Here is a 20742-nt window from a genome sequence, read left to right as displayed (position 1 = left end):
GGATAAGCGGTGACTGGTTGGCTAAATACGGTCACCCTGTCTACTTACTGGAAACATTTGTTGAAGCACGCCGCTTTCAGGGTATCAGTTATCAGGCTGCCAACTGGGTTTATGTAGGTAAAACCCAGGGGCGAGGCCGCAACGATCGCCGCCATAGCTCCTCCCGGGTGCCTATTAAGGACATTTACGTTTACCCACTGGCGAAAAATTTTAGGAAGGTGCTCATAAAAAGTTGAGTAAATCATGGCAGATTATACCTTCAGTCCAGGTCTCAAGTTGGTCGTAATAAAGCAGGAAACCGAGGCCATTCATTTGGTGATGGAGATGACCAGACCCACGGCAACATGTCCTTTTTGCGGTAAAGTTTCAAATAAGGCCAGAAGCCATTACGAAAGAACTATTAACGATATGTCCTGGTGCGGTATCCCGGTGGTAATCCGTTTTACTGCCCGCCGCTTCGCCTGTGTTAATGCAGATTGTCCGCAAAAGATTTTCTGCGAGCGAGTACCGGAACTGGTACCGGCTTACGGACGGCGCACCACACGGTTTACTGAAACAGTAACTGCTTTGGGCTATACCACCAGTGCAGAGGCCGCTGCCCGTCTGGCCCGCGATTTAGGGTTATCTATCAGTGCAGATACTGTTTTACGCATTCTCCGCGCCACTCCGGACCCTGAGCTATCTACCCCGCGCGTGCTAGGTGTCGATGATTGGGCTTGGCGGAAAGGACATACCTACGGGACTGTTCTCATTGACATGGAAACACATAAAGTGGTTGACCTGTTACCTGACCGGCAGGGATATACGTTCCAACATTGGTTGGAAGCCCACCCGGGTGTGGAGATAATTAGCCGTGATCGTGCCCAGACCTATGCTAAAGCAGCTAAAAAAGGTGCGCCAAATGCATTACAAGTAGCTGATCGTTGGCATTTGCTAAAGAACCTTGGCGAAGCTCTGGAACGTTGGTTTCACCGGCTCCGACCCCAATTATCACAATTTATATCAAAAATTAACGTACGTGATCATGTTACCGAGGAGGTTGTTCCGGCACCCGTATTAACCCGGGGACAGCAAAACCGGCAGGCACGTTTTGAGGAAATCCACAATCTTAAGAAGCAAGGCCTGTCCCTGCGGCATATTGCTCGAACCCTGAACTTAAGCCGCAATACTGTGCGCAAATATGTTTCGGCAGAGCAATGCCCGCAGATGACCTCGCGTAAACATTCCAAAACGCTGTTGGATAATTACTTGAGCTACCTCCAAAATCGCCTGGCTGCCGGCTGCCGCAACAGCCGCATATTGTTTGAAGAGCTTCAAGCCATGGGCTACAAGGGCTCCCGCTCTACTGTGGCGCGCTGGATAAGAATGCAGCGGAATGCTATCCACCGGGATACCGGGCAACGTAGCACATACCCCAAAACAATTGCACCACGCCGGCTGCAATACTGGTTTTTGAAACCTCTACAAGATTTGCCCCGAAGCGCAACTAATCTGTTGACTCAAGTCCTTGGGGGTATTCCCGAGTTGCAGCGAGGGTATACCCTGGTCCATCAATTTCACACAATGGTGCGTCATCGAGCCGGACGTGCTCTCCCGGCATGGCTGAAAGCCGTACATGATAGCGGGATTTTGGAACTCAAACGGTTTGCTGATTCCATAAATAAGGATTACAGTGCTGTTTATGCTGGTTTAACCGAACCGTGGAGCCAGGGCCCAGTGGAAGGAATTAATAATAGGCTAAAATTAATCAAACGCATGATGTATGGCAGGGCAAAGTTTGATTTGCTTCGCAAACGGGTGATCCATGCGCTATAAAACCAATTCTCTTTATTTTTTTTCGTTTGACCTTGGTTTTTCTTCTTGGTCAAGTCATGAATGATAATTGTCTTTGCTTTTTGTCAAGTTGACTGTTTCAACTTAAAAATATCGACGAGGACTATCAATAGGTATTGTCTATTGACACCAAAAGTGCGGAAGAACCAATTACTCTGTCCAATTCCATCTTTAATTTTTTCAAATTCGCTTCGAAAATTTCACCCTCAAAAACCGAGTTTTGTACCCTGTTCTGGTATTGGCGGCATTCAGGACTTTAGTCACTTTTTTCTTGTTGACATCATACAACAAAATGGTAAAAAGCTCAACTCCATCAACCCTCTCAAATTTTTACCACCTGGCAATATAGGCCTGGAAATCTTATTCCACAGGTTTGATAGAAAACCGGGGTTTCTTCTTCAATGGTGATATGGATGTAATATTTATCGTTTTTATTCTTTCTCCTTTTTGATGAACCAAAAAGAAACTTTTGCCTCTACACCTGCGTCTAAAACTTAGTTAAGCAATTAACAAAACAAAGTAGCCGGCAGCCTCGTACCATTAATTTCCGGCATGGTACAATACCGGCATAGCACAACCCGGCAAAAAGGCGGCGGCGCTTGAATAACTTAATTAGGGAGGGAAACATTTTATCATGAAACGACTATGCCTAATGATACTGTTGTTATTATTTACTGCCTGCGGTTTCGCCCCCGCGGCTGCGGCCCAGGAACAAAGACAAATTTTCGTATCCATTGACGGTTTACCGGTTAGTTTCGACGTGCAGCCGGTAATGCAAAACGGGCGCACCCTGGTGCCCTTCAGGGCCATTGCAGAAGCGCTGGATGTACAGGTCACCTGGGACGGCGCGGCACAAACAGTTAACGCCACCGACGGGAAAAACACCGTCCGGTTACAAATGAACAGCAATACCGGTTACCGCAACCAGACCGCCATCCCCCTGGATGTGCCGCCGCTGAACCTGGAGGGTAGAACGCTGATCCCGCTGCGGTTTTTCAGTGAGGCCTTTGACTGCCAGGTGGCTTGGGATAATGCCACTTATACTGTGAAAATCACCTCCGCCCCGCAGCCGATGAGCGTAACGGGATTTTATGCCCTGGGCGACACACAAACCAGTAGCTGGACCAACCTGTTCGGTGTACCGTACCCCCATACGGCAACCGGAAACACCGGACTGGTATCCGAGCTGGCCCTGGGTTGGTACAGCCTCGACGGGCAGGGCAACCTGCTCACCCAAAGCAGAACGGGCTGGCAGCGCCCCGGCGGCTATGAGGATGTGCTTGCCGCAGCCGGGTCATACAACCTGCGCACCGAGATGGTGGTTCACGTCACCGATGAAGACGGCACCATTACCAGCTTGTTAACTAACCGGACAGCCATGCAACAGGCGGTTGCAGACATATCTGCGGAAGCCGATTTCTACAGCGGCGTTAACCTTAATCTTGAAGGTTTGGGCTACCGGGATACAGGCGCGCAATTGCAAGCCGTACAAAACAGCTTTACCAGCTTTGTTGACTTATTGTCCGGTCAACTGCAAGCAAAGGACAAAACCCTGACCTTAACTTTACACGCCCCCAACAGCGCCTACAAGGGTTATGACTACCAGGCACTGGGGCAAATTGCCGATAGAATTATCATCATGGCTTACGATTACGGTGCCAAGCCGGAACCGGTGGATATGGTTGTTCAAGCGGTGGAGGCAGCCAGGGCCGTGGTTCCGGCAGAAAAACTGGTCCTGGGTATCTCTGTCCCTTCGGAAAATCCCGAAAGCATTTTAACCAAAATTGGTATTGCCAAGCGGTATAACCTGGACGGTATTGCACTGTGGCGGTTGGGGGTTGTCTCGGATGAAATGTGGAAAGCAATAGGTACCACAATTCAGGAAAGGGGTTAAGATGTTGGAAAATATGGGCAAAAGCAAACCATAATATGTATTTTCTTGAAAGTTTATTTTTTCCCTTTGCATTTTTCATAAAATAGAAAAATTTTTTAGGCTTGTAAAAATTATAGAGCAACCGGCAAGTACCCTTTCGGGTAACTTTGCCGCGCTAGCTGGTCGCTGACACTAAGCCTGAAAGAAATTTTTTCACGGTGTTTTGTTCCTGAAAAGGCTTGCATATAAGGATGAAATTCACGGAGTATCGCACATGAAAATAATCGCCGAAGGGGATTTCAAATATGTAAAATTCATGGCCTTTTTCTTTGTGCGCTTGGGGCTTTGGGGTTGCTGCTGTCAGGTATGCAGGTTAAAAGGGAAACCTTTGAACTGGTGATGGGCCAGGCCGGGTTGCTGGGCGTACTGCTGCTGGTCAGCTTGGATCGGACCGGTGAATTGCTGGAGGAAGCCCAAAAAATAAATAAAACCGCGCCTTTGTTTATAATGGCGGGTTTGTTACTAAGCCGGGCTTTTCAGTGGTACCGGGAATTAGCCCGGCAATACGGCATAGCTGTTGCCCCGGGCGCAAGCCAGGTCAAAGTGCCGGACCTGGCGGTGATTAACTGGGACACTGCAATTATGATTGTATCAATTATATTACTCGGCCCTCTACTGGAGGAAATACTGTTTCGTTTTATCGGCCTGGGATTGGTGCGCCGGGCGGTTAAGCCAGGCCGGGCGGTTTTGTTTACCGGGGTCTGGATGATGGCGATTTCCGCAATTTTTGCTTTATTACACGGCCCCGAACCGGCCGCATTCGCGCTTTATTTTATTTCCGGCATCATTTACAGCCTCACCTATCTGAAATACGGCTTATTTGCTTCTATATTAGTCCATGCCGCCGGCAATGCCGGGGTATTTATCTTTTAATCCCATTCAGTATTTTCGATCCAATCGGCACACTTTTGGCAAACGGCCCGGCCGGCGTAGTCCAGTTTGACCGGTTTTTCCGGCAGCCATTCTTTTTTGGATACGTTATCTTTGTTCAGTTCGGTTTCGCAAATCGGGCATACTTTATTGGGCAGTGTCATTAATAATTCCCCCTTATATTTATTATCATCTTTAACTATAATCAAATGCAATAGATGAAATGGAATTTGAATATTTGTTACAGTATGTGTTGCATCTTTATTTCTAGATTAGCACTGCATTGCGGTTATGGCAAGAAATAATTTGCTATAGTACATATAAGCTATGATTATAGTTGTTCATAATAAAACACCCGCCAGACAAGGGGCGGGTGTTTGTCACGGTTGCAATTATTCAACATGTTCAATTATCAAAGCACTCTCACAAAATGGACAAAATCTAGGTTCATCTTCTTTTTTTGCCCAGAATATCATACCGCAGTCCTTACACTTATATGCAGTTATTTTATTTTCCACCGCCGAATCCTCCCCCGTCTTTGTTATGCATAATAATGATTACATTAAATTATATAACAAAGTTTAAATGTCCTGCATATAAACTTACCGGGAGCTATCCTCGCCAAAATCTCTAATGAACATGGCGGCCTTTGAGCTGTCCAGAAAATCATGCATATCATGAATACCCAGGCGCTGTAACAACTCCAAGACATATTTATTATCCACCGGTGTAAGGGAACCGGCCTCTTTACTGTAATTTTCCACGTATTGACGGCCTTCCACCGGGTCTATGATAACCTTGGGCCCACCCACACAACCCCCGTTACAGCCCATACCTTCCAAAAAGTTCCCTTTAATATAGCCTGCCAAAACATCTTTGAGCATTCTCCGGCAATCCTGCACCCCATCGGCATGGATGGCCTGGATCTTAATTTTTCTTTCGGGTCTTAATTTATTTAACGTTTCTGAAATAGCCCGGCTAACCCCGCCGGTTCTGGCATATATCCTACCCGCGGACGAGGAATGCTCGCTTTCGTCATCATCCATTTCAGACGGGTTTATGCCCACCGCCTCAAATATTTGCTCCAATTCCCGAAAAGTCAGTACAGCATCCACGGCATCTCTAATATCGGGCTCCTTGGCTTCCGCTTTTTTTGCGATACAGGGGCCGATAAATACCACCTTGGCACCGGGATGCAGGTGTTTGATACCCCTGCCACAGGCTACCATGGGTGATACGGAAGGGGATATATGCGGCACCAGGTCCTTATAGACCCTTTTAACCATGGATACCCAGATGGGACAGCACATACTGGTAAGCATGAAATCTTCTTCCCGGGTGACATGCCGGTCAAATTCCAATGCTTCTTTTAGAGTAAGCATATCGGCAAAAAGGGCTACTTCCACCATACCATAAAAACCCAGTCTTTTCAGGGCTGCCCGCATTTTGCCGGGGGTTACCGCAGGGCCAAACTGGCCGATGAAAGCAGGCGCTATAATGGCAAAAACCGGCACCTTGCGGTCTTTCAAAAGTTTTATCAGCGGCACAAATTCCTTCTTATCCACCAGCGAGTAATGTTTGCATACCTCCACACACCTGCCGCACCCAGTGCAGTTGTTGGGGGTGATAACCACATTTCCCTCCATATCGCGCACAATGGCACCAAAAAGACATGCTGCTTCACAGTTATCATCGCCCGCATCACAATGACCACTGCAATCCCGAATTTTAAACACCACTGTATTGGGGTCGCCACCCCCCGCAGCATAAAGCAGATACTGGTCTGTAATACTGTCGCCGTCTCGAATTTTGGCCATTTCGTTATCCATATCACCGCGGTAGGCTGATTTAACCAGTTTTTTAAAAATTTCCTCGTACTTTGATTCAGGCATTCGGCTCACCTTTTATAATATTGGTCAATATATGTAATATTGCCGTTTTCTGATTAATTATGAGTCGAAACCTGTAAAAATAATGCAGTTTTTCCATCTAATAACGAGTTATACCGGCATTGCAAGACAATAGATGGCTTATAAATATAAAAGAGACAAAGTTAAAATATTTACCACCGGCGGCAAAAAAATAAACTACCCCAGCACGGGTAGTTTTGGCCTGACTTCGCTAATTCAATAAAAGCGGTATAACTTTTATATCGGTTTTACACTCCGGACAGGTAACCCGGCAATGTTTCGGTAATTTATCAAAGGTCACTTCTTTACCGCAAAAGGTACATTTTACTGCCGGTTTCCCGTCACTGTTTCTATATTCCCGGGCTTTATCATCCAAACTGCAAGACGAACAACTTCCGCAACCTGACATACATTCTCTCCCCCCGATATTTTTTTATAGTGTGACCGCACTCTCACCGGCTACATAACCTGAGGGCCAGGCCCACTGCAGGTTGTAACCACCGTAGTCCCCATCGATATCGAGCACCTCCCCGGCGAAAAAAAGCCCGGGCACCAGCTTTGAAGCCATATTTTCTGGTCCACGTCCCGGACAGCTACTCCTTCGGTGGTTACCTGTGCCTGCTGCCAGGTATTGGTGCCGGTAACTACAAAGCGCCAATCCTTTAATATATCTATTATAGCATTTCTCTCCGCCGTGGTAACCTGTCCCGCCGGTTTGTGAATATCTGCAATCCCGGCCTCTTTAACAGCGGTACAGCGCTGAGGGCAAGTATGGGAGGACCGGAAATACCGTAATCAGTAAACAGTATCTCCACTTTGATTTTTTCCCGCCATTATTAACCTTCATAAATTAAGACCCCTATCACCTTTTGTCAAACAGTACCCGCAGCTTACCATAATTTATTAAACTAAATCCAGTCAAATCCTTCTAACAAAATATTGACCGGCCCGTCCGAATTTTATGGCAGCATGCAGACAAAACTATGGTTATGTACCTATTGCAAATAAATTTTTACAACGTTATTATTATATAAATGAGTAAAATATAACTCTTCGAGTCGGGATATCCTGCAGACTTTATGTTATGGATGCCTGACCGGTAGGGTGGACCGGGAAACCGGACCGCCTCCCATTGCGGAAAGAAGAGAACCGCTAGGTTATAACCCTGCATGCTCCTTCTTGGCAATGCAGGGCTTTTTATTTTTTCCAGGATCATAAGACAAGGAAGGGGGGAAAATAAAGCTTAGCGGTTTTATTCCCAGTAGTTATATTGAAAAAAATAAACAAGGAAAAGGGAGGAATAATTAATGCAAAGAAAAAGCCCGCTTATTGTGATGATCTTAGTGCTGGCGCTGTTGACGGCGCTGGTGGGCTGCGCTCAGAATGCAAATGACAACCAGCAGCAGGAGCAACAATCGGCCCAACCGGATAATAAAAATATTATCCTGGCCACCACCACCAGCACCCAGGATAGCGGTTTGCTGGATGTGTTGGTACCCCAATTCCAGGAACAAACCGGCTACACTGTTAAAACAGTGCCCGTAGGGACCGGGCAGGCATTGGAAATGGGCAAAATGGGCAACGCCGATGTGCTGTTGGTACATGCTCCTGACGCCGAAAAGCCGCTGGTGGAAGACCAGACGGTCATTAACTACCAGCTGGTTATGCATAATGATTTCGTGCTGCTGGGCCCCCCCGGGGACCCGGCCCAGGTGAAAGGTACCACCGATATTCTGGAGGCATTCAGAAAGATAGCGGATAATGGCGCATTGTTTATTTCCCGGGGCGATGACTCGGGTACTGATAAAATGGAAAAAAGCCTGTGGAAAGACGCCGGAATTGACCCTGCAGGACAAGCATGGTATCAGGAAACCGGTCAGGGCATGGGTGCCAGCATAACCGTAGCCAACGAAAAACAGGCCTACATACTCAGTGACCGCGGTACCTTCCTGGCCCAATCAAAAAACATCGATCTGGAGATTGTTTCCGAAGGTGACGAAGCGTTGAAAAACATTTACCACGTCATGCAGGTGAACCCGGAAAAATTCGACCGGATTAATGCCGAAGGGGCCAAAGCCTTTGTGGAGTTTATGATCGATAAAGATACCCAGGAAACAATCAAGGAATTCGGTGTGGATAAATACGGCAGTCCGCTGTTCTTCCCTGACAGGCTGGACGGTTAAAAAAATTGTACCGCTCAAGGATAAACAACAGACCCTCTATCGCCTGACCAAAAAGGTGCAAGCCAGTCAATTCAGCTGACTGCACCTTTTCATTTTTCAATTTTATCTCGTCATAGCAACACTTAATAAAAAAGCCGTTACTTACCGCTTAACATATTTTTGGCAATAACCACCCGCTGAATCTGGTTGGTACCTTCATAAATTTGGGTGATTTTGGCGTCGCGCATCATCCGCTCCAAGGGGTACTCCTTCATATAGCCATAACCGCCCAGCACCTGCAGCGCGTCAACCGTAACCTGCATGGCTGTATCCGAGGCAAACAGCTTGCACATGGAGGAAAACAGGCTGATATCGGTGGTCGAAGTATTATTCTCCGCAGCATGTTCAATTAAGAAAGCAGCTTTATAAACCAGCTGCCGGGCCGCTTCCACCCGGGTGGCCATATCCGCCAGCATAAATTGCAGCCCCTGGAAAGTAGCTATGGGCTTGCCGAATTGAACCCGCTCTTTGGCGTAATTAACGGCATAATCCAGAGCTCCCTGGGCAATACCAACAGCCTGGGCACCGATAACGGGACGGGTACGGTCAAGGGTCATCATGGCAATTTTAAACCCGTCACCCTCTTTACCCATCAAATTTTCCACCGGAACAGGACAATTATCAAAAATAACCTCCGTGGTTTCAGAGCCCCTAATGCCCATTTTATGTTCCTTTTTGCCAATAATTATACCAGGGTAATTTTTCTCCACAATAAACGCGCTTAAACCTTTTAATCCAGCCTTGGGATCTACGGTGGCGAAAACAGTGAATACATCGGCAATACTACCGTTGGTGATAAAGCACTTTTGCCCCGAAAGCAAATACTTATCCCCTTCCCGCACAGCCCTTGTCTTCACAGCGCCCGCGTCAGAGCCCGCGTTAGGTTCGGTAAGGGCAAAGGCACAGATTTGGTCACCGTCGGCAATGCCCGGCAGGTATTTTTCCTTTTGAGCCTCGGAACCACCCACCAGTATGGGCATCATGCCCAATTCCTGGGCTGCCACTATCAGTGACACAGCGGCCGACGCTTTGGCGATCTCCTCCACAATCAAGCATACCGAAGGCAGTCCGGCCCCGGTGCCGCCATATTCCTCGGGTATCCCGGCCCCCAGCAACCCCTGTTCTGCGATCAGCTCCTTTAAATCCCACGGGTATTCGTCCTTTTCATCAATTTCCGCCGCCCGGGGGGCCACCTTGTCTTCAGCCAACCGTTTCACTATTTGGCGTAGCATTTCCTGTTCTTCCGTCAGTTGATACGACATACTAAACCTCCTCTTTTTACATAATTTCACATGCTGTAGGTAAAGACAGATAAGATTGGTTCTGGTAAGCAGTTGCCGCACATATACATTTTATCTCCTCTTGGTTTATTAATATTGGACACCCGGTGATCAATTCCTTTATACATGTTAGAAATTTATTATATTTTTGAATATTATAAATAAGGGTTGCTAAATTGCAATTATTGACTATAATTGTGCAGCACAGGAAATACTACAGGGAAATGAAATGAATGAGATAGCCCACCATCAACAAAAGGAGTGGTAAAATTTATGGATCCGGATAAAGCATATGTCAACAAATTAGAGGGCGAAATAAAGGAACGCCGGGCTGAAATCGATGAATTAAAGGCCAATATCCAGCAGGCGCAAGCCGAAGCACAGTTACAGTATGATGATGGAATTGAACAGGCCCGGGAAAACATCTCCGAATTTAAAGAAGCTTCGGGGGATGCCTGGAGCGATATTAAAAACGGCGTAATGGACGCTTGGAGCGAATTAGCCAATGCTGCCAACAAAGCAGCTTCAAAATTCAAACAAAAGTAATTAACAAGCCTCCTTCTTAAAGCAGCGTCAAAAGAGCGCTGCTTTACTCTTTAAACTATTCATGCCTGTTCTCCGGAGGGCAGCACAGTAGCAGCAACGGGATTATTCCCGCGCGTTGCGCAGCCGCCTGACATACAGCCTGCCCTCCCGGGATATCCGGTAATAGGTGTGGTTCATATGCTTCGTCCAACTCTTTTCACGGTGATAGTTTTCCAACATCTTCCCTTCAACCCTTTCCAACAGGCCCTTTTCCAGCAGCTTTTCCAAACGGCGGCGGGACTCTGCAACATCCAGTCCTATATTTATGCCCAATCTCCAAGCATACTCCGCCCCTGCATAATCAATAAACTTCAGTATGGCCAGGTCAGTCTCGTCTTCCTGTTCAACCTCCAAATAACCATTATCCATCAACCAGCGGTAAAGCTGTCCTGCTTTATCGTTAAGCATACTATTGTACTCATCATATAACAACCACAGCTCTTGCTCCTCTGCGGACAAGTTTTTACCGGACCATGTTTGACCTGTTTGATCCTTCCCGAGACCCAGCATAACCTCAAGATCAGCAACATCCCGTACAATTTTTTTTAATTCACTTGCCGTAAGGCATATGCTATTCAGCTCATGCAGCCTCTTGGCCAACCCGGGCAGTTTTTCAGGGTCGGTGCTGACTTCGGGCTGGGCCAGCAGAACCGCCAAGTTTTCATACTCTTCCTCAACTTGCCCGAGCAGCTTCCAGATATCCTCATCACTTAAATATTTAGCGTTAAAAACCGACACTTTTGACATCACCACCGGCATTTAAGTTATCACACCGCAAGCAAGCATTAAAAATTACCTGCTTGTGAGAATGTGTTCAACTTAAGGCTCAGGTATGATTACCAGCTGTTTTCTATCTCGTCCAGTATATCACATACATTTTTATCCCTATTCAATATATCCAGGACAGCCTGCCAGAAATATTCCTCACAATCATCCCGCCGCCATTCATAGTCGGCCCCCCCGGATAAACCGCATTCAACCAACGCATCCTCACCGGGTATAAAAACGATATCTGGCAACCCTTGACCGGGTTTTTCCGGTTGGATAGCCATAATAATAAATATGGCACCGTCAATATACAACTCAACCCAATACTGCCCTGCACCCTGCTTCATAAAAACATCATAATCATCAAGCACCAACAACCCCCAAATAACCGTAGCGGCCCGCAGGCTGTAAGCCGCCATATCAAAAGGGTGGTCCCATTTTTTTCGCAGCGCATCATTAACTGCAGAGGTAATATCCAATACTTGCTTAACCTGGTCTAATTGACAAAACACATTCAACTCTCCCTTTGCTTAATTTTAGTTAGTTAACCTTGGAAATTAATTCAATAAAAGCTGTTACCAGATTGGGGTCAAATTGTATACCGGCACAGCTGTTCAGTTCCGCCAGTGCCTCTTCTCTGCTAAAGGTCCGGCGATAAGGTCGGTCGCTGGTCATGGCATCATAAGCATCCGCTATGGCCAGAATACGACAGGCCAGCGGGATTTCTTCACCTTTGAGCCCCCGGGGATAGCCCCCGCCATTCCACCACTCATGGTGCTTTAAAATCAATTCGGCAATGGGCTCCAAATCCGGTACCGATAAAGCAATGCGATGGCCGATTTCACAATGCCGCTGCATTTGGGCAACCTCCTCGCCGGTTAAAGGGCCGGGCTTAAATAATATACCATCCGGAACCCCTACTTTACCTATGTCATGAAACCTGGCCAGCAAGCATAATTTCTCAACGTCATCTTCCGGCAGACCAATGTGCTCAGCCATATCCACCACCAAATCCCGCAATCGATCAATATGCCCCTCATTTATATGATCTCTAGCCTCCAGCGCTTTCATCATTGTGCGCACAATGGCATTGCGAGCACTTTGTTTGTTATTCAGTTTTTCCCTGTACATGTTATCATCCGCTTCTTTGTATATGTCCCGCAAACCGGTATTCTTATCATTTACCGCAAAGCCAACGGACAAACTCAAGGGCAAATCGGGGTCAACCGCATTATGATTGTTTATAGCCTTGTGAATTCTACGGCAGATATCTTTCACAACCCTTTTATCACTGTTGGTCAGCAGAACTGCAAACTCATCGCCTCCCACCCTGGCAACAATATCACCCTGGCGCAACGAACCCTTAAGTATTTTGGCGGTCAGCTGCAGCAATCTATCGCCGGTATCGTGCCCCAGGGTATCGTTAATCAATTTGAGCCCGTCCACATCGCAGATTATTAACCCCAGCGATTCCCGACCGCTTTCCAACCGGCGCATTTCCATATCAAAATAAGCCCTGTTATACAGACCGGTCAGGGAGTCGTGCCAGCTGCAGTATTTTAATTGTTCCTCCAGCTCCTTACGAACGGTAACATCCCGGGCAATTCCCTCTATGGCCACAAGATTGTTATGCTCATCATAAATAGGCACGGTGCTTTGTTCAACCCAGATTAACCGGCCATCCCTGTGTAACCATCGCATGGTCAATGGTTTTTTTAAGTCAAATTCAAGGGGTTTACCCGAAACCAGGTTATCTAAAATATAATGTTCCTGTGGGTGTATCAGTTTATATATTTCACCGGGATGGGCATAAAACTCCTCGGGAGCATAGCCGGCTAAAGAATAAAGCGCCGGGCTGATATAATCAAAGGCAAATTCAGGTACTAACCGCAGCCTGAACACGATATCCCTGGCGTTTTCGGCCAGCAGCCTGAAGCGTTCCTCGCTATCCTGCAGGTCTTTTTGGGATTGTTCCAGTGCTGCCAGCATACCATTAATATCATCAGCCAGGGTTTTACATTCATCATTGCCCCCCATGACTATGCGGGATGAAAAGTCCCCGCTGGCACCGATGGCGGATACGCTGCCACTGAGGTACGCCAACCTGCTTAATAACATCTTTTCCAGTATAATCAATACCGCAACGCCAAAGGTGAAGCCGGCAATCAAAAAGATTGACAGTATATATACCATGGCGGTTTGCCCCTGCATGTAAACCATCCTGGCCGCTTCCGCTTGCAAAATAACCCCGGGTTCACCATATATATCCCTAATCATCACATAGCCCGTTATGGTATGGTCGTTTAACGGCTTAACATAACAGGTCTCTTCAGAGGATGCATATTGCAATTTGTCGGCTACATCATCCTGGATTCGTTTGCTGTTAAAGCTATAAATGTCAATAGGCAGGTTAGTTACCCTGGATAGCTGCCCAATAACCCTCTGCTCAAGGAAACGCCCCATAATTATATACCCGCGGGCATCCCCTTGATTGTCAACGTGAAATACAGGGCATGAAGCAATCAACACAGGGCCTTCGGACAACACAAGAATTCCCGACTTGCATTCCTTATCTGTTTGTCGCTCCAGAATACCCCCGGCTAGAATATGACGGCGCATCTCCCCGGAAAGAGGAGTGGCCTTACTATTTGTGCGATTATAACCCCGTCCCATGATAATCTGCCCGGAATCGTCCACAAAGGCCATAAAGTCGATTCCCAGGGTTTGCAAAGTTTCATCAATTAAACCCGGTTCAAAATATTTTTCTCCCGAATTTCCTGTTAAAGTAGACGTGTACTCGTAACTGGCCCAATCATGGTTCATCCGCTCCAGATTGTCTATCTCAACATGCAGCGCCTTCAAAGCGCGCTCAACATTCTGTCGCATAAGCAACTCTTCCAACTGGGCAAAACCGCCCAGCAATATTTCTTTATTAACAAGATAAAGCAGTAATAACATACATAAAATGACCAGGCCAATAATTAGTGTAACTTTTGTACGGACTTTCATTAGATATATCCTCCGGCAACGTCGTTTATCTCAAATATAAAACACTACTAAACAACGGCAATTGTGAAAAGAAAATAACAATTTGTCTTAAATTGTCCAGGGAAACATGCAAACAAAATAAGCTGCCCACCCTTCACCGGACAGCTTAGTTTTTAAAATACGACACTGGTCTATTTAATTCCTTTGTAACCAGCAAATTTACTAACATAGCTGCTGGAATAATCCGCGCTAGATATCTAGATGTACTTATAATCTTTACATTAGCTGGCTTGCGGTGTTCACACAGGTGCCGGGTGCTCCCAAGTCCGGAAGATTAAAACATTTAACCTTTTATGCATGCCTTTCCAGGACACAAAGGCCAGGCAAGAATTACTTCAGACTTTCAACACCCGGCTCCATAGCATACTTTTCAAATAAACTCTAAAACTCAGCATTTTTCGGCGTTCTGGGAAAGGATATTACATCCCGAATATTACTCATCCCCGTCAAATACATAATCAGCCTCTCAAAGCCCAGCCCGTAACCGGCGTGCTTGGTACCGCCATATTTTCTAATATCCAGGTACCACCAGTAATCCCTGGTGTTAAGCCCCAATTCCGCCATCCTTCGTTCCAAATAGTCAAGTCTTTCCTCACGCTGGCTGCCGCCAATGATTTCCCCCACCCCGGGCACCAGCAAATCCATCGCCGCCACTGTCTTTTGATCATTATTCATGCGCATGTAAAAGGCCTTGATTTGTTTGGGATAATCCGTAACAAAAACCGGCTTTTGAAAATGTTTTTCCGCCAAGTAGCGCTCATGCTCGGTTTGCAGGTCATAGCCCCACTCCACGGGGTATTCAAATTTTTCCTGGGCGTTTTTTAAAATATCAATGGCCTCGGTATAGGTAACATGCCCAAAATCAGATTTCAAAACGTTTTCCAAACGGGCCAACAGCGATTTATCTATGAATTTATTAAAAAAGTTCATTTCTTCGAGGGCGTTTTGCAACACATAATCTATCACATATTTCATCATGGCCTCGGCCAGGTTCATATTATCCTTTAAATCCGCAAAGGCGATTTCAGGCTCAATCATCCAAAATTCCGCGGCATGCCTGGGGGTGTTGGAGTTTTCCGCCCGAAAAGTGGGCCCGAAGGTGTATACTTTGCTGAAGGCCAGGCAATATGTTTCCACTTCCAGTTGACCGCTTACCGTCAAGTTGGTTTCCCGGCCAAAGAAATCGCTGGTAAAATCCACCCGGCCGGCTTCATTCCGGGGGGGTTGGTTAAAATCCAGTGTGGTAACTCTGAACATTTCCCCGGCCCCTTCGGCATCACTGCCTGTAATGATAGGGGTATGTACATAAACGAAACCCCGCTCCTGAAAGAATTTATGTATAGCGTAGGCAGCCAGCGACCTGACCCTGAATACAGCGGAAAATGTGTTGGTTCGGGGCCGCAGGTGGGCTATGGTGCGCAGGAACTCGAAGCTGTGCCTTTTCTTCTGCAGCGGGTAGTCCGGTGCACAAGCACCCACTATTTCTATATTCTCTGCCTTTAACTCAAAGGGTTGCTTGGCCCCGGGGGATTCCACCAACTCGCCTTCCACAGTGATGGCCGAGCCCGTGACCAGTTTGGCCACTTCCTTGAAATTGCCCAGGCTTTCCTCAAACACCACCTGGAGATTGGCAAAAAAACTACCGTCATTAAGTTCAATAAAGCCGAAGGCCTTGGAGACCCGTACCGTCCTGACCCAGCCGTTTACCCTTACCCGTTTGGTCAAATATTTATCAGTCCTTTGGTAAAGGTCCTTTATCGAAACTGTTTGCATTTATTAACCCTCCCAGCAATTGGTTTATTATATATGCTGACATAGTTATGCAATTTTATTATTCCCCTGTCACTAAGTTACTACAATATTAATACATTAAACTTCAACAAAAAAGAAACCGTTCATACAACATTACATGAACGGTTCGGGGTTATGCCACCCTGCCTTTAATGGTTGTCCCGGCCCGTTTTTTGCCGGTTACCCATATCCGTTAATCCTTCGGCAAACTCGTAAAAGGAAATAAACCCGGGATCGGCATTATCTCTGCGTATGGGTACGGTCAAATTGTTCAAGCCCTTATCCTTGTTTTTGATTCTTTTCAAAGAGCTCACCTCCCATAATAGCAATGCCGTAAAACAGAATAATTTACCCCAGGCGAGTGTTGACATAATGGGCGATAAATTACATTTTAACCTTCGGCTATAATACCTTTGCCCCGGTATACAACATGTTCCAAAAACATAACTGCCAAAACGCCCATCGCAAAGCCATTACCGATAACCGGCCTGAGGGAACCGGGCATTGTCTTGAGCACCTCCGCCGGGAAAAAGGCCACCACAACCCCCAGCAGCACCGGCAATCCGATAATAAGCCCGCTTTCAAAATCAAAATGACCTGCACCAAAGGCCATCAGCAAGCCGGCCGATATTTGCGAGCACATGACATACATTAGTGCCGTGCCAATGATTACGGTAGGTATGCTCTCCATAAACCCAATGACCAGGGGCATAAAGGACAGCAATAATAATCCCAGCGCGGCGGGTATTAAAGTAAACCTGGAAGCACATCCCGTAGAGGCAATCACCCCGGGGCTTAAAGAAAAGTTAACCGGACCGATAACGCCCAGTGCCCCCGAAAGCACATTGGCCAGACCGGTGAAGGTAATCCCCCTGGTGATGCGCTTGGACATATTACCGGGCTTTAACATCTCACCCACCGATTGTATGGAACCCAAATCATTAATGGATAAGGCTAGAAAACAAACCAGGAAAGAAAATAATAAACCGGGTTCCAGTGAAAATTTAAAGGCCATGCCTTCAAAAAAGGTGGCCAGGGGTTTATAGTTGCCCGGGTGGTCAAGAGCAGGCGTGGGGCTCATAACCAGGTAGGCCAGTGTTCCCAATAACATGGCCCAGATGATCAAAGTTGATTTCCAAATACCGGTTAATAATTTATTCGCGGCAAACATCAAAAGAATCAGGCCGAAGGCAAATAATATGTTAAATAAAGCAGATGATTGTTCACCGGAGGGAGATACTATTAAATTCATAATCGTTGGCGTAAGGGTGAAGGCAATTAACAAAAGAATTGTGGCTACCACCCGGGTGGTAAAAAATTTTGTCACTTTGGAAAAAAGACCGGTGATGCTTAATAATGTAAGTATTATACCCCCAATCAAGATGGAGGAATATATCGCATGCATACTGCTGCCCTGGCCGGCCAGCACACCAATGAGCAGTACCGCCGCCGGACCGGTTACCAGCGGCAGGCGGTGCCCCCATAGCAACTGGCAAAACATAACCAGACCGGTAATGAAGAATAGTTTTTGTACATATATTACCTGGTCCCCGGGATGATCAAAGTGCAGCACCGCCACCACCGGGCCGATAATAATAATGGTGGGAACGGAAATAGCCAGCCACTGCAAGCTGAAAAGAATCAGCTCAGCCCAGGGAGGAACTTCGTCCAAACCATATTTTAATTTCAATTTACTCAAAAAGGAACACCTGTCTTTCCAGAAATTTTATTGCCAATAGCATTAGCTTAATAGTATACCCTTTTACCAAAAGTGCAAAGCATTAGAGCAAAAAAGCCCGGCCTCTTAAACAAGAAAAGGGTGGGCTTTCGAATAGAGGAAGCGGAAAGAAGCGCAAAAGCTTAAATAATCCCATTTGGTGCCTTAGGCAATAATATTGTAATGATAGCCAGAATAATTATCAAAAAATAAAAACCTCTCATATCACAACTACCCTTTCCCCAAAATTAATTATGCCTTGCCTAAAAAACGGCAGGCCCCTCTGCCAATCATTGTAAACTATAATTATTAAATTATTGTTAGCAAAAAATAAAAATTTTTTTAAAAACCGCCGGTAGCGCCGGACGAGGCATTAAAATAACCAGTATGCAAAGGGCAATTATGAAATATACGGGCTTCTCAAGGACACTGGACATGAAAAAGAGCCCTGTTTATAATTGGCATAACAAACTATGGAAGGATGATTTATATGCCCAATACCGGCTCTTTCCAGTTACCCCAGGAATTTTTAATTGTCGGCGCGGCTGTTCAAACAGGACTATTTGAAGAGTTAAAAAACACCCCCTGTACCCTGGAGGAATTAGCCACCAAAACTCAAACTGACCAAAGGGCTTTGTGGGTTGTTGTGGAAGCTTTAATAGCTCTAAAGTATTTGGAATACGAGGGTGAACGGGTCAAGCTCTCCCAGGAAGCGGATAACATTTTTTATAATCCTGACCATGAGCAGTATACCGGTTTTTCATTTATGCACGCCTATAATTTAATCAAATCCTGGATACAGCTACCCGCAGTTATCAAAACCGGTAAGCCCGCTGCCAGGGGTGACAACCCCGAACACACCAAGCACTTTATTAAAGCCATGAGCCATGTGGCCCAAAAATCGTCCGGGCCAATTGTTGATTATTGCTTAAAAGGGCTACCCGAAAAGCCCAAAATTCTGGATGTTGGCGGGGGACCGCTAACTTATGCCAAAGCTTTTGCCGCCAAAGGAGCCCGGGTAACTGTCCTGGATCTGCCCGACGTTATCGAAATGATGCGACCGGAACTGGATAAAAACCTGCCCATAGATATGGTGGAAGGCGATTTTACCCGGGGCTTGCCACCCGGTCCCTATGATCTTGTTTACCTGGGCAATGTATGCCATATTTACGGTGAACAGGAAAACCGGAAATTATTTTTGGATGCGGCGCGTGAATTAAAAACGGCGGGGCATATCATCATTAATGACATGATCCGGGGCACGGGGGTTATGCCGGCGGTATTTGGGGTAAATATGCTGATTAATACGGTTAACGGCGGCACGTGGACCTATGAACAGTATAAAACCTGGCTGGCGGATGCCGGTTGCACCACCGCCCCCTGGGAAGAAGTCGGGGGAAGGCAGCTTATCAAGGCAACCAAACAATAGAAAGCATGGAAGCACAGGGAAGCACTGGGACAGTTCCCGTGCTTCCCTTAATGTTAAATCTCCCGCTTATCAACGACCCGCTTGGCCTTACCCTCACTGCGGGGGATGGTCCGGGGCTCCACCAGTTTGATGCGCGATGAAATACCCAGCACGCTGTTAATGCGGGAACGCAGTCTGCGTTCTAGATCCTCCAGCAAACGCACCTTATCATTGAACATCTCGGAGGACAACTCCACCCAAATCTCCAGGTCATCCATGGTGCCTTTGCGATCCACCACCAGCAGGTAATGGGGCTGGGTTTCCCCGAACTCCAGCAGTATACTCTCAATTTGGGATGGGAATACATTAACCCCCCTGACGATCAACATGTCATCGCTGCGACCGGTGACCCGTTGCATCCGCACGTGGGTACGCCCGCAAGAGCAAGGTTCCGGGTTCAGGACAGTTATATCCCTGGTTCTGTAACGTATCACCGGGAAGGCTTCCTTGGTCAAAGATGTGATCACCAGCTCACCCGGTTCACCGTAAGGAACCGGTTCCCCCGTATCGGGGTCAATCACTTCAGCGATGAAGTGATCCTCAAAGATGTGCATGCCCTGTTTGGCCTGGCATTCCATGGCCACCCCGGGGCCCATCACCTCACTCAGCCCGTAAATATCCAGCGCTACAATATCCAACTTCTCTTCCAGCTGCTGTCTCATGCGCTCCGACCAGGGCTCGGCCCCAAAAACCCCCGCCCTTAAAGGCAGTTTGGTGAAATCAATCCCCTGGTTTGCGCCTTCTTCAGCAAGGTATAAGGCATAGGAAGGGGTACAGGCCAAAATGGTGGTGCCGAAATCCTGCATCAACATGAGCTGCCTGCTGGTGTTCCCGCCCGAAGCAGGCACCACCGTGGCCCCCAATCGTTCGGCACCATAATGGGCGCCCAACCCCCCGGTGAAAAGGCCGTACCCGTAGCCGACCTGTACAACGTCATTTTTGCCGCCCCCGGCCATAGCCAGCGCCCTGGCCATTAGATTGGCCCAGGTATCGATGTCGTTTTGGGTGTAACCCACTACGATTGGTTTGCCCGTTGTGCCGGATGATGCGTGCAACCGCACCACTTTATCCTGCGGTACGGCAAACAAGCCAAAGGGGTAGTTGTCCCGCAAATCGGTCTTCACGGTGAAAGGCAGCCTGCGCAAGTCATCCAGGGTACGCAAATCACCGGGAGTCACGTTATTTTTTTTAAAGGTCTGGCGGTAGAACGGAACGCTATGATAGGTTCTCTCCACCGAAGCCTGCAGCCTTTTCAGTTGCAACCGGGCCAATTCATCACGGGACATGGTTTCGTATTCGGGATTCCAGTACATGTTC

18 protein-coding genes, 2 pseudogenes and 1 riboswitch are annotated in these 20742 nt (G+C 47.1%); of the genes and pseudogenes, 7 read left to right on the top strand and 13 right to left on the bottom strand.

Going from position 1 to position 20742, the window contains the following annotated elements; translation table 11 throughout:
• Both LX24_RS12480 and LX24_RS12475 read left to right on the top strand, forming a co-directional pair.
• Positions 1-236, top strand: a pseudogene (locus LX24_RS12480) (Druantia anti-phage system protein DruA); the annotation flags it as partial.
• Between the two features lie 40 nt (positions 237-276).
• A complete protein-coding gene (locus tag LX24_RS12475; protein WP_166512485.1) occupies positions 277-1815 on the top strand; it encodes an ISL3 family transposase in 1539 nt (512 codons plus the stop codon).
• 124 nt (positions 1816-1939) lie between these two features.
• Here the strand turns inward: LX24_RS12475 and LX24_RS15315 are convergent, their stop codons facing one another.
• Entirely contained in the window at positions 1940-2032 is a 93-nt protein-coding gene (locus LX24_RS15315; protein ID WP_423244342.1) for a hypothetical protein, read from the bottom strand.
• Positions 2033-2467: 435 nt separating this feature from the next.
• Here LX24_RS15315 and LX24_RS12465 point away from each other — a divergent pair, with 435 nt between their 5' ends.
• Positions 2468-3727, top strand: a complete 1260-nt coding sequence (locus LX24_RS12465) for a stalk domain-containing protein (RefSeq protein ID WP_166512484.1) — start codon at positions 2468-2470, stop codon at positions 3725-3727.
• A gap of 330 nt (positions 3728-4057) precedes the next feature.
• Positions 4058-4639, top strand: a complete 582-nt coding sequence (locus tag LX24_RS12460; RefSeq protein ID WP_207706609.1) for a CPBP family intramembrane glutamic endopeptidase — start codon at positions 4058-4060, stop codon at positions 4637-4639.
• On the opposite strand, the gene LX24_RS12455 is transcribed toward LX24_RS12460, so the two are convergent.
• From LX24_RS12455 to LX24_RS12445, 4 genes and pseudogenes are all read right to left on the bottom strand, one after another.
• Positions 4636-4800 carry a hypothetical protein gene (locus tag LX24_RS12455; RefSeq protein WP_166512482.1) on the bottom strand — a complete coding sequence of 55 codons (165 nt, stop codon included), beginning with the start codon at positions 4798-4800 and terminating at the stop codon, positions 4636-4638. The genes LX24_RS12460 and LX24_RS12455 overlap by 4 nt on opposite strands.
• A gap of 228 nt (positions 4801-5028) precedes the next feature.
• Positions 5029-5154 (bottom strand): hypothetical protein, encoded by a 126-nt coding sequence (locus LX24_RS15200; protein WP_279233222.1) that lies wholly within the window; start codon positions 5152-5154, stop codon positions 5029-5031.
• 84 nt (positions 5155-5238) lie between these two features.
• Entirely contained in the window at positions 5239-6528 is a 1290-nt protein-coding gene (locus LX24_RS12450) for a [Fe-Fe] hydrogenase large subunit C-terminal domain-containing protein (protein ID WP_166512481.1), read from the bottom strand.
• A 451-nt stretch (positions 6529-6979) separates the two neighbouring features.
• Positions 6980-7293: pseudogene (locus LX24_RS12445) on the bottom strand (NAD(P)/FAD-dependent oxidoreductase); the annotation flags it as partial.
• 292 nt (positions 7294-7585) lie between these two features.
• Positions 7586-7707: riboswitch (molybdenum cofactor riboswitch) on the top strand.
• 146 nt (positions 7708-7853) lie between these two features.
• Here LX24_RS12445 and LX24_RS12440 point away from each other — a divergent pair.
• A complete protein-coding gene (locus tag LX24_RS12440) occupies positions 7854-8729 on the top strand; it encodes an ABC transporter substrate-binding protein (protein ID WP_166512480.1) in 876 nt (291 codons plus the stop codon).
• A 137-nt stretch (positions 8730-8866) separates the two neighbouring features.
• On the opposite strand, the gene LX24_RS12435 is transcribed toward LX24_RS12440, so the two are convergent.
• The gene (locus tag LX24_RS12435; protein ID WP_166512479.1) at positions 8867-10030 is read right to left on the bottom strand and encodes an acyl-CoA dehydrogenase family protein; all 1164 of its coding nucleotides are present in this window, start codon (positions 10028-10030) and stop codon (positions 8867-8869) included.
• 291 nt (positions 10031-10321) lie between these two features.
• On the opposite strand from LX24_RS12435, the gene LX24_RS12430 reads away from it, so the two are divergent.
• Positions 10322-10594 carry a sll1863 family stress response protein gene (locus LX24_RS12430; protein ID WP_166512478.1) on the top strand — a complete coding sequence of 91 codons (273 nt, stop codon included), beginning with the start codon at positions 10322-10324 and terminating at the stop codon, positions 10592-10594.
• 102 nt (positions 10595-10696) lie between these two features.
• Here LX24_RS12430 and LX24_RS12425 read toward each other — a convergent pair whose 3' ends face one another.
• The 6 genes from LX24_RS12425 to LX24_RS12400 all read right to left on the bottom strand — a co-directional run bounded on the left by LX24_RS12425 (position 10697) and on the right by LX24_RS12400 (position 17939).
• Complete coding sequence (locus LX24_RS12425; protein ID WP_166512477.1) at positions 10697-11371, bottom strand: DUF2250 domain-containing protein; 675 nt, start codon at positions 11369-11371, stop codon at positions 10697-10699.
• A 98-nt stretch (positions 11372-11469) separates the two neighbouring features.
• Positions 11470-11913 carry a hypothetical protein gene (locus LX24_RS12420; protein WP_166512476.1) on the bottom strand — a complete coding sequence of 148 codons (444 nt, stop codon included), beginning with the start codon at positions 11911-11913 and terminating at the stop codon, positions 11470-11472.
• A 28-nt stretch (positions 11914-11941) separates the two neighbouring features.
• On the bottom strand, positions 11942-14410 hold the full coding sequence (locus LX24_RS12415) for a diguanylate cyclase domain-containing protein (protein ID WP_166512475.1): 2469 nt from the start codon (positions 14408-14410) through the stop codon (positions 11942-11944).
• Positions 14411-14830: 420 nt separating this feature from the next.
• Positions 14831-16222: an asparagine--tRNA ligase gene (gene asnS / locus LX24_RS12410; protein ID WP_166512474.1), complete on the bottom strand. Its 1392-nt coding sequence runs from the start codon at positions 16220-16222 to the stop codon at positions 14831-14833.
• 167 nt (positions 16223-16389) lie between these two features.
• Positions 16390-16545, bottom strand: coding sequence for a hypothetical protein (locus tag LX24_RS12405; protein ID WP_166512473.1), 156 nt, complete (start codon positions 16543-16545; stop codon positions 16390-16392).
• Between the two features lie 86 nt (positions 16546-16631).
• Positions 16632-17939, bottom strand: coding sequence for a uracil-xanthine permease family protein (locus LX24_RS12400; protein ID WP_166512472.1), 1308 nt, complete (start codon positions 17937-17939; stop codon positions 16632-16634).
• 508 nt (positions 17940-18447) lie between these two features.
• Between LX24_RS12400 and LX24_RS12395 the strand changes: the two genes are divergently transcribed.
• Entirely contained in the window at positions 18448-19386 is a 939-nt protein-coding gene (locus tag LX24_RS12395) for a class I SAM-dependent methyltransferase (RefSeq protein ID WP_166512471.1), read from the top strand.
• 53 nt (positions 19387-19439) lie between these two features.
• Here LX24_RS12395 and LX24_RS12390 read toward each other — a convergent pair whose 3' ends face one another.
• A complete protein-coding gene (locus tag LX24_RS12390; protein WP_207706608.1) occupies positions 19440-20738 on the bottom strand; it encodes a phenylacetate--CoA ligase family protein in 1299 nt (432 codons plus the stop codon).
• Positions 20739-20742: the final 4 nt, after the last annotated feature.

It is taken from the genome of Desulfallas thermosapovorans DSM 6562, from assembly GCF_008124625.1.
Classification (GTDB): Bacteria; Bacillota; Desulfotomaculia; order Desulfotomaculales; family Desulfallaceae; genus Sporotomaculum; species Sporotomaculum thermosapovorans.
This window is presented reverse-complemented; position numbering and strand designations above follow the sequence as displayed.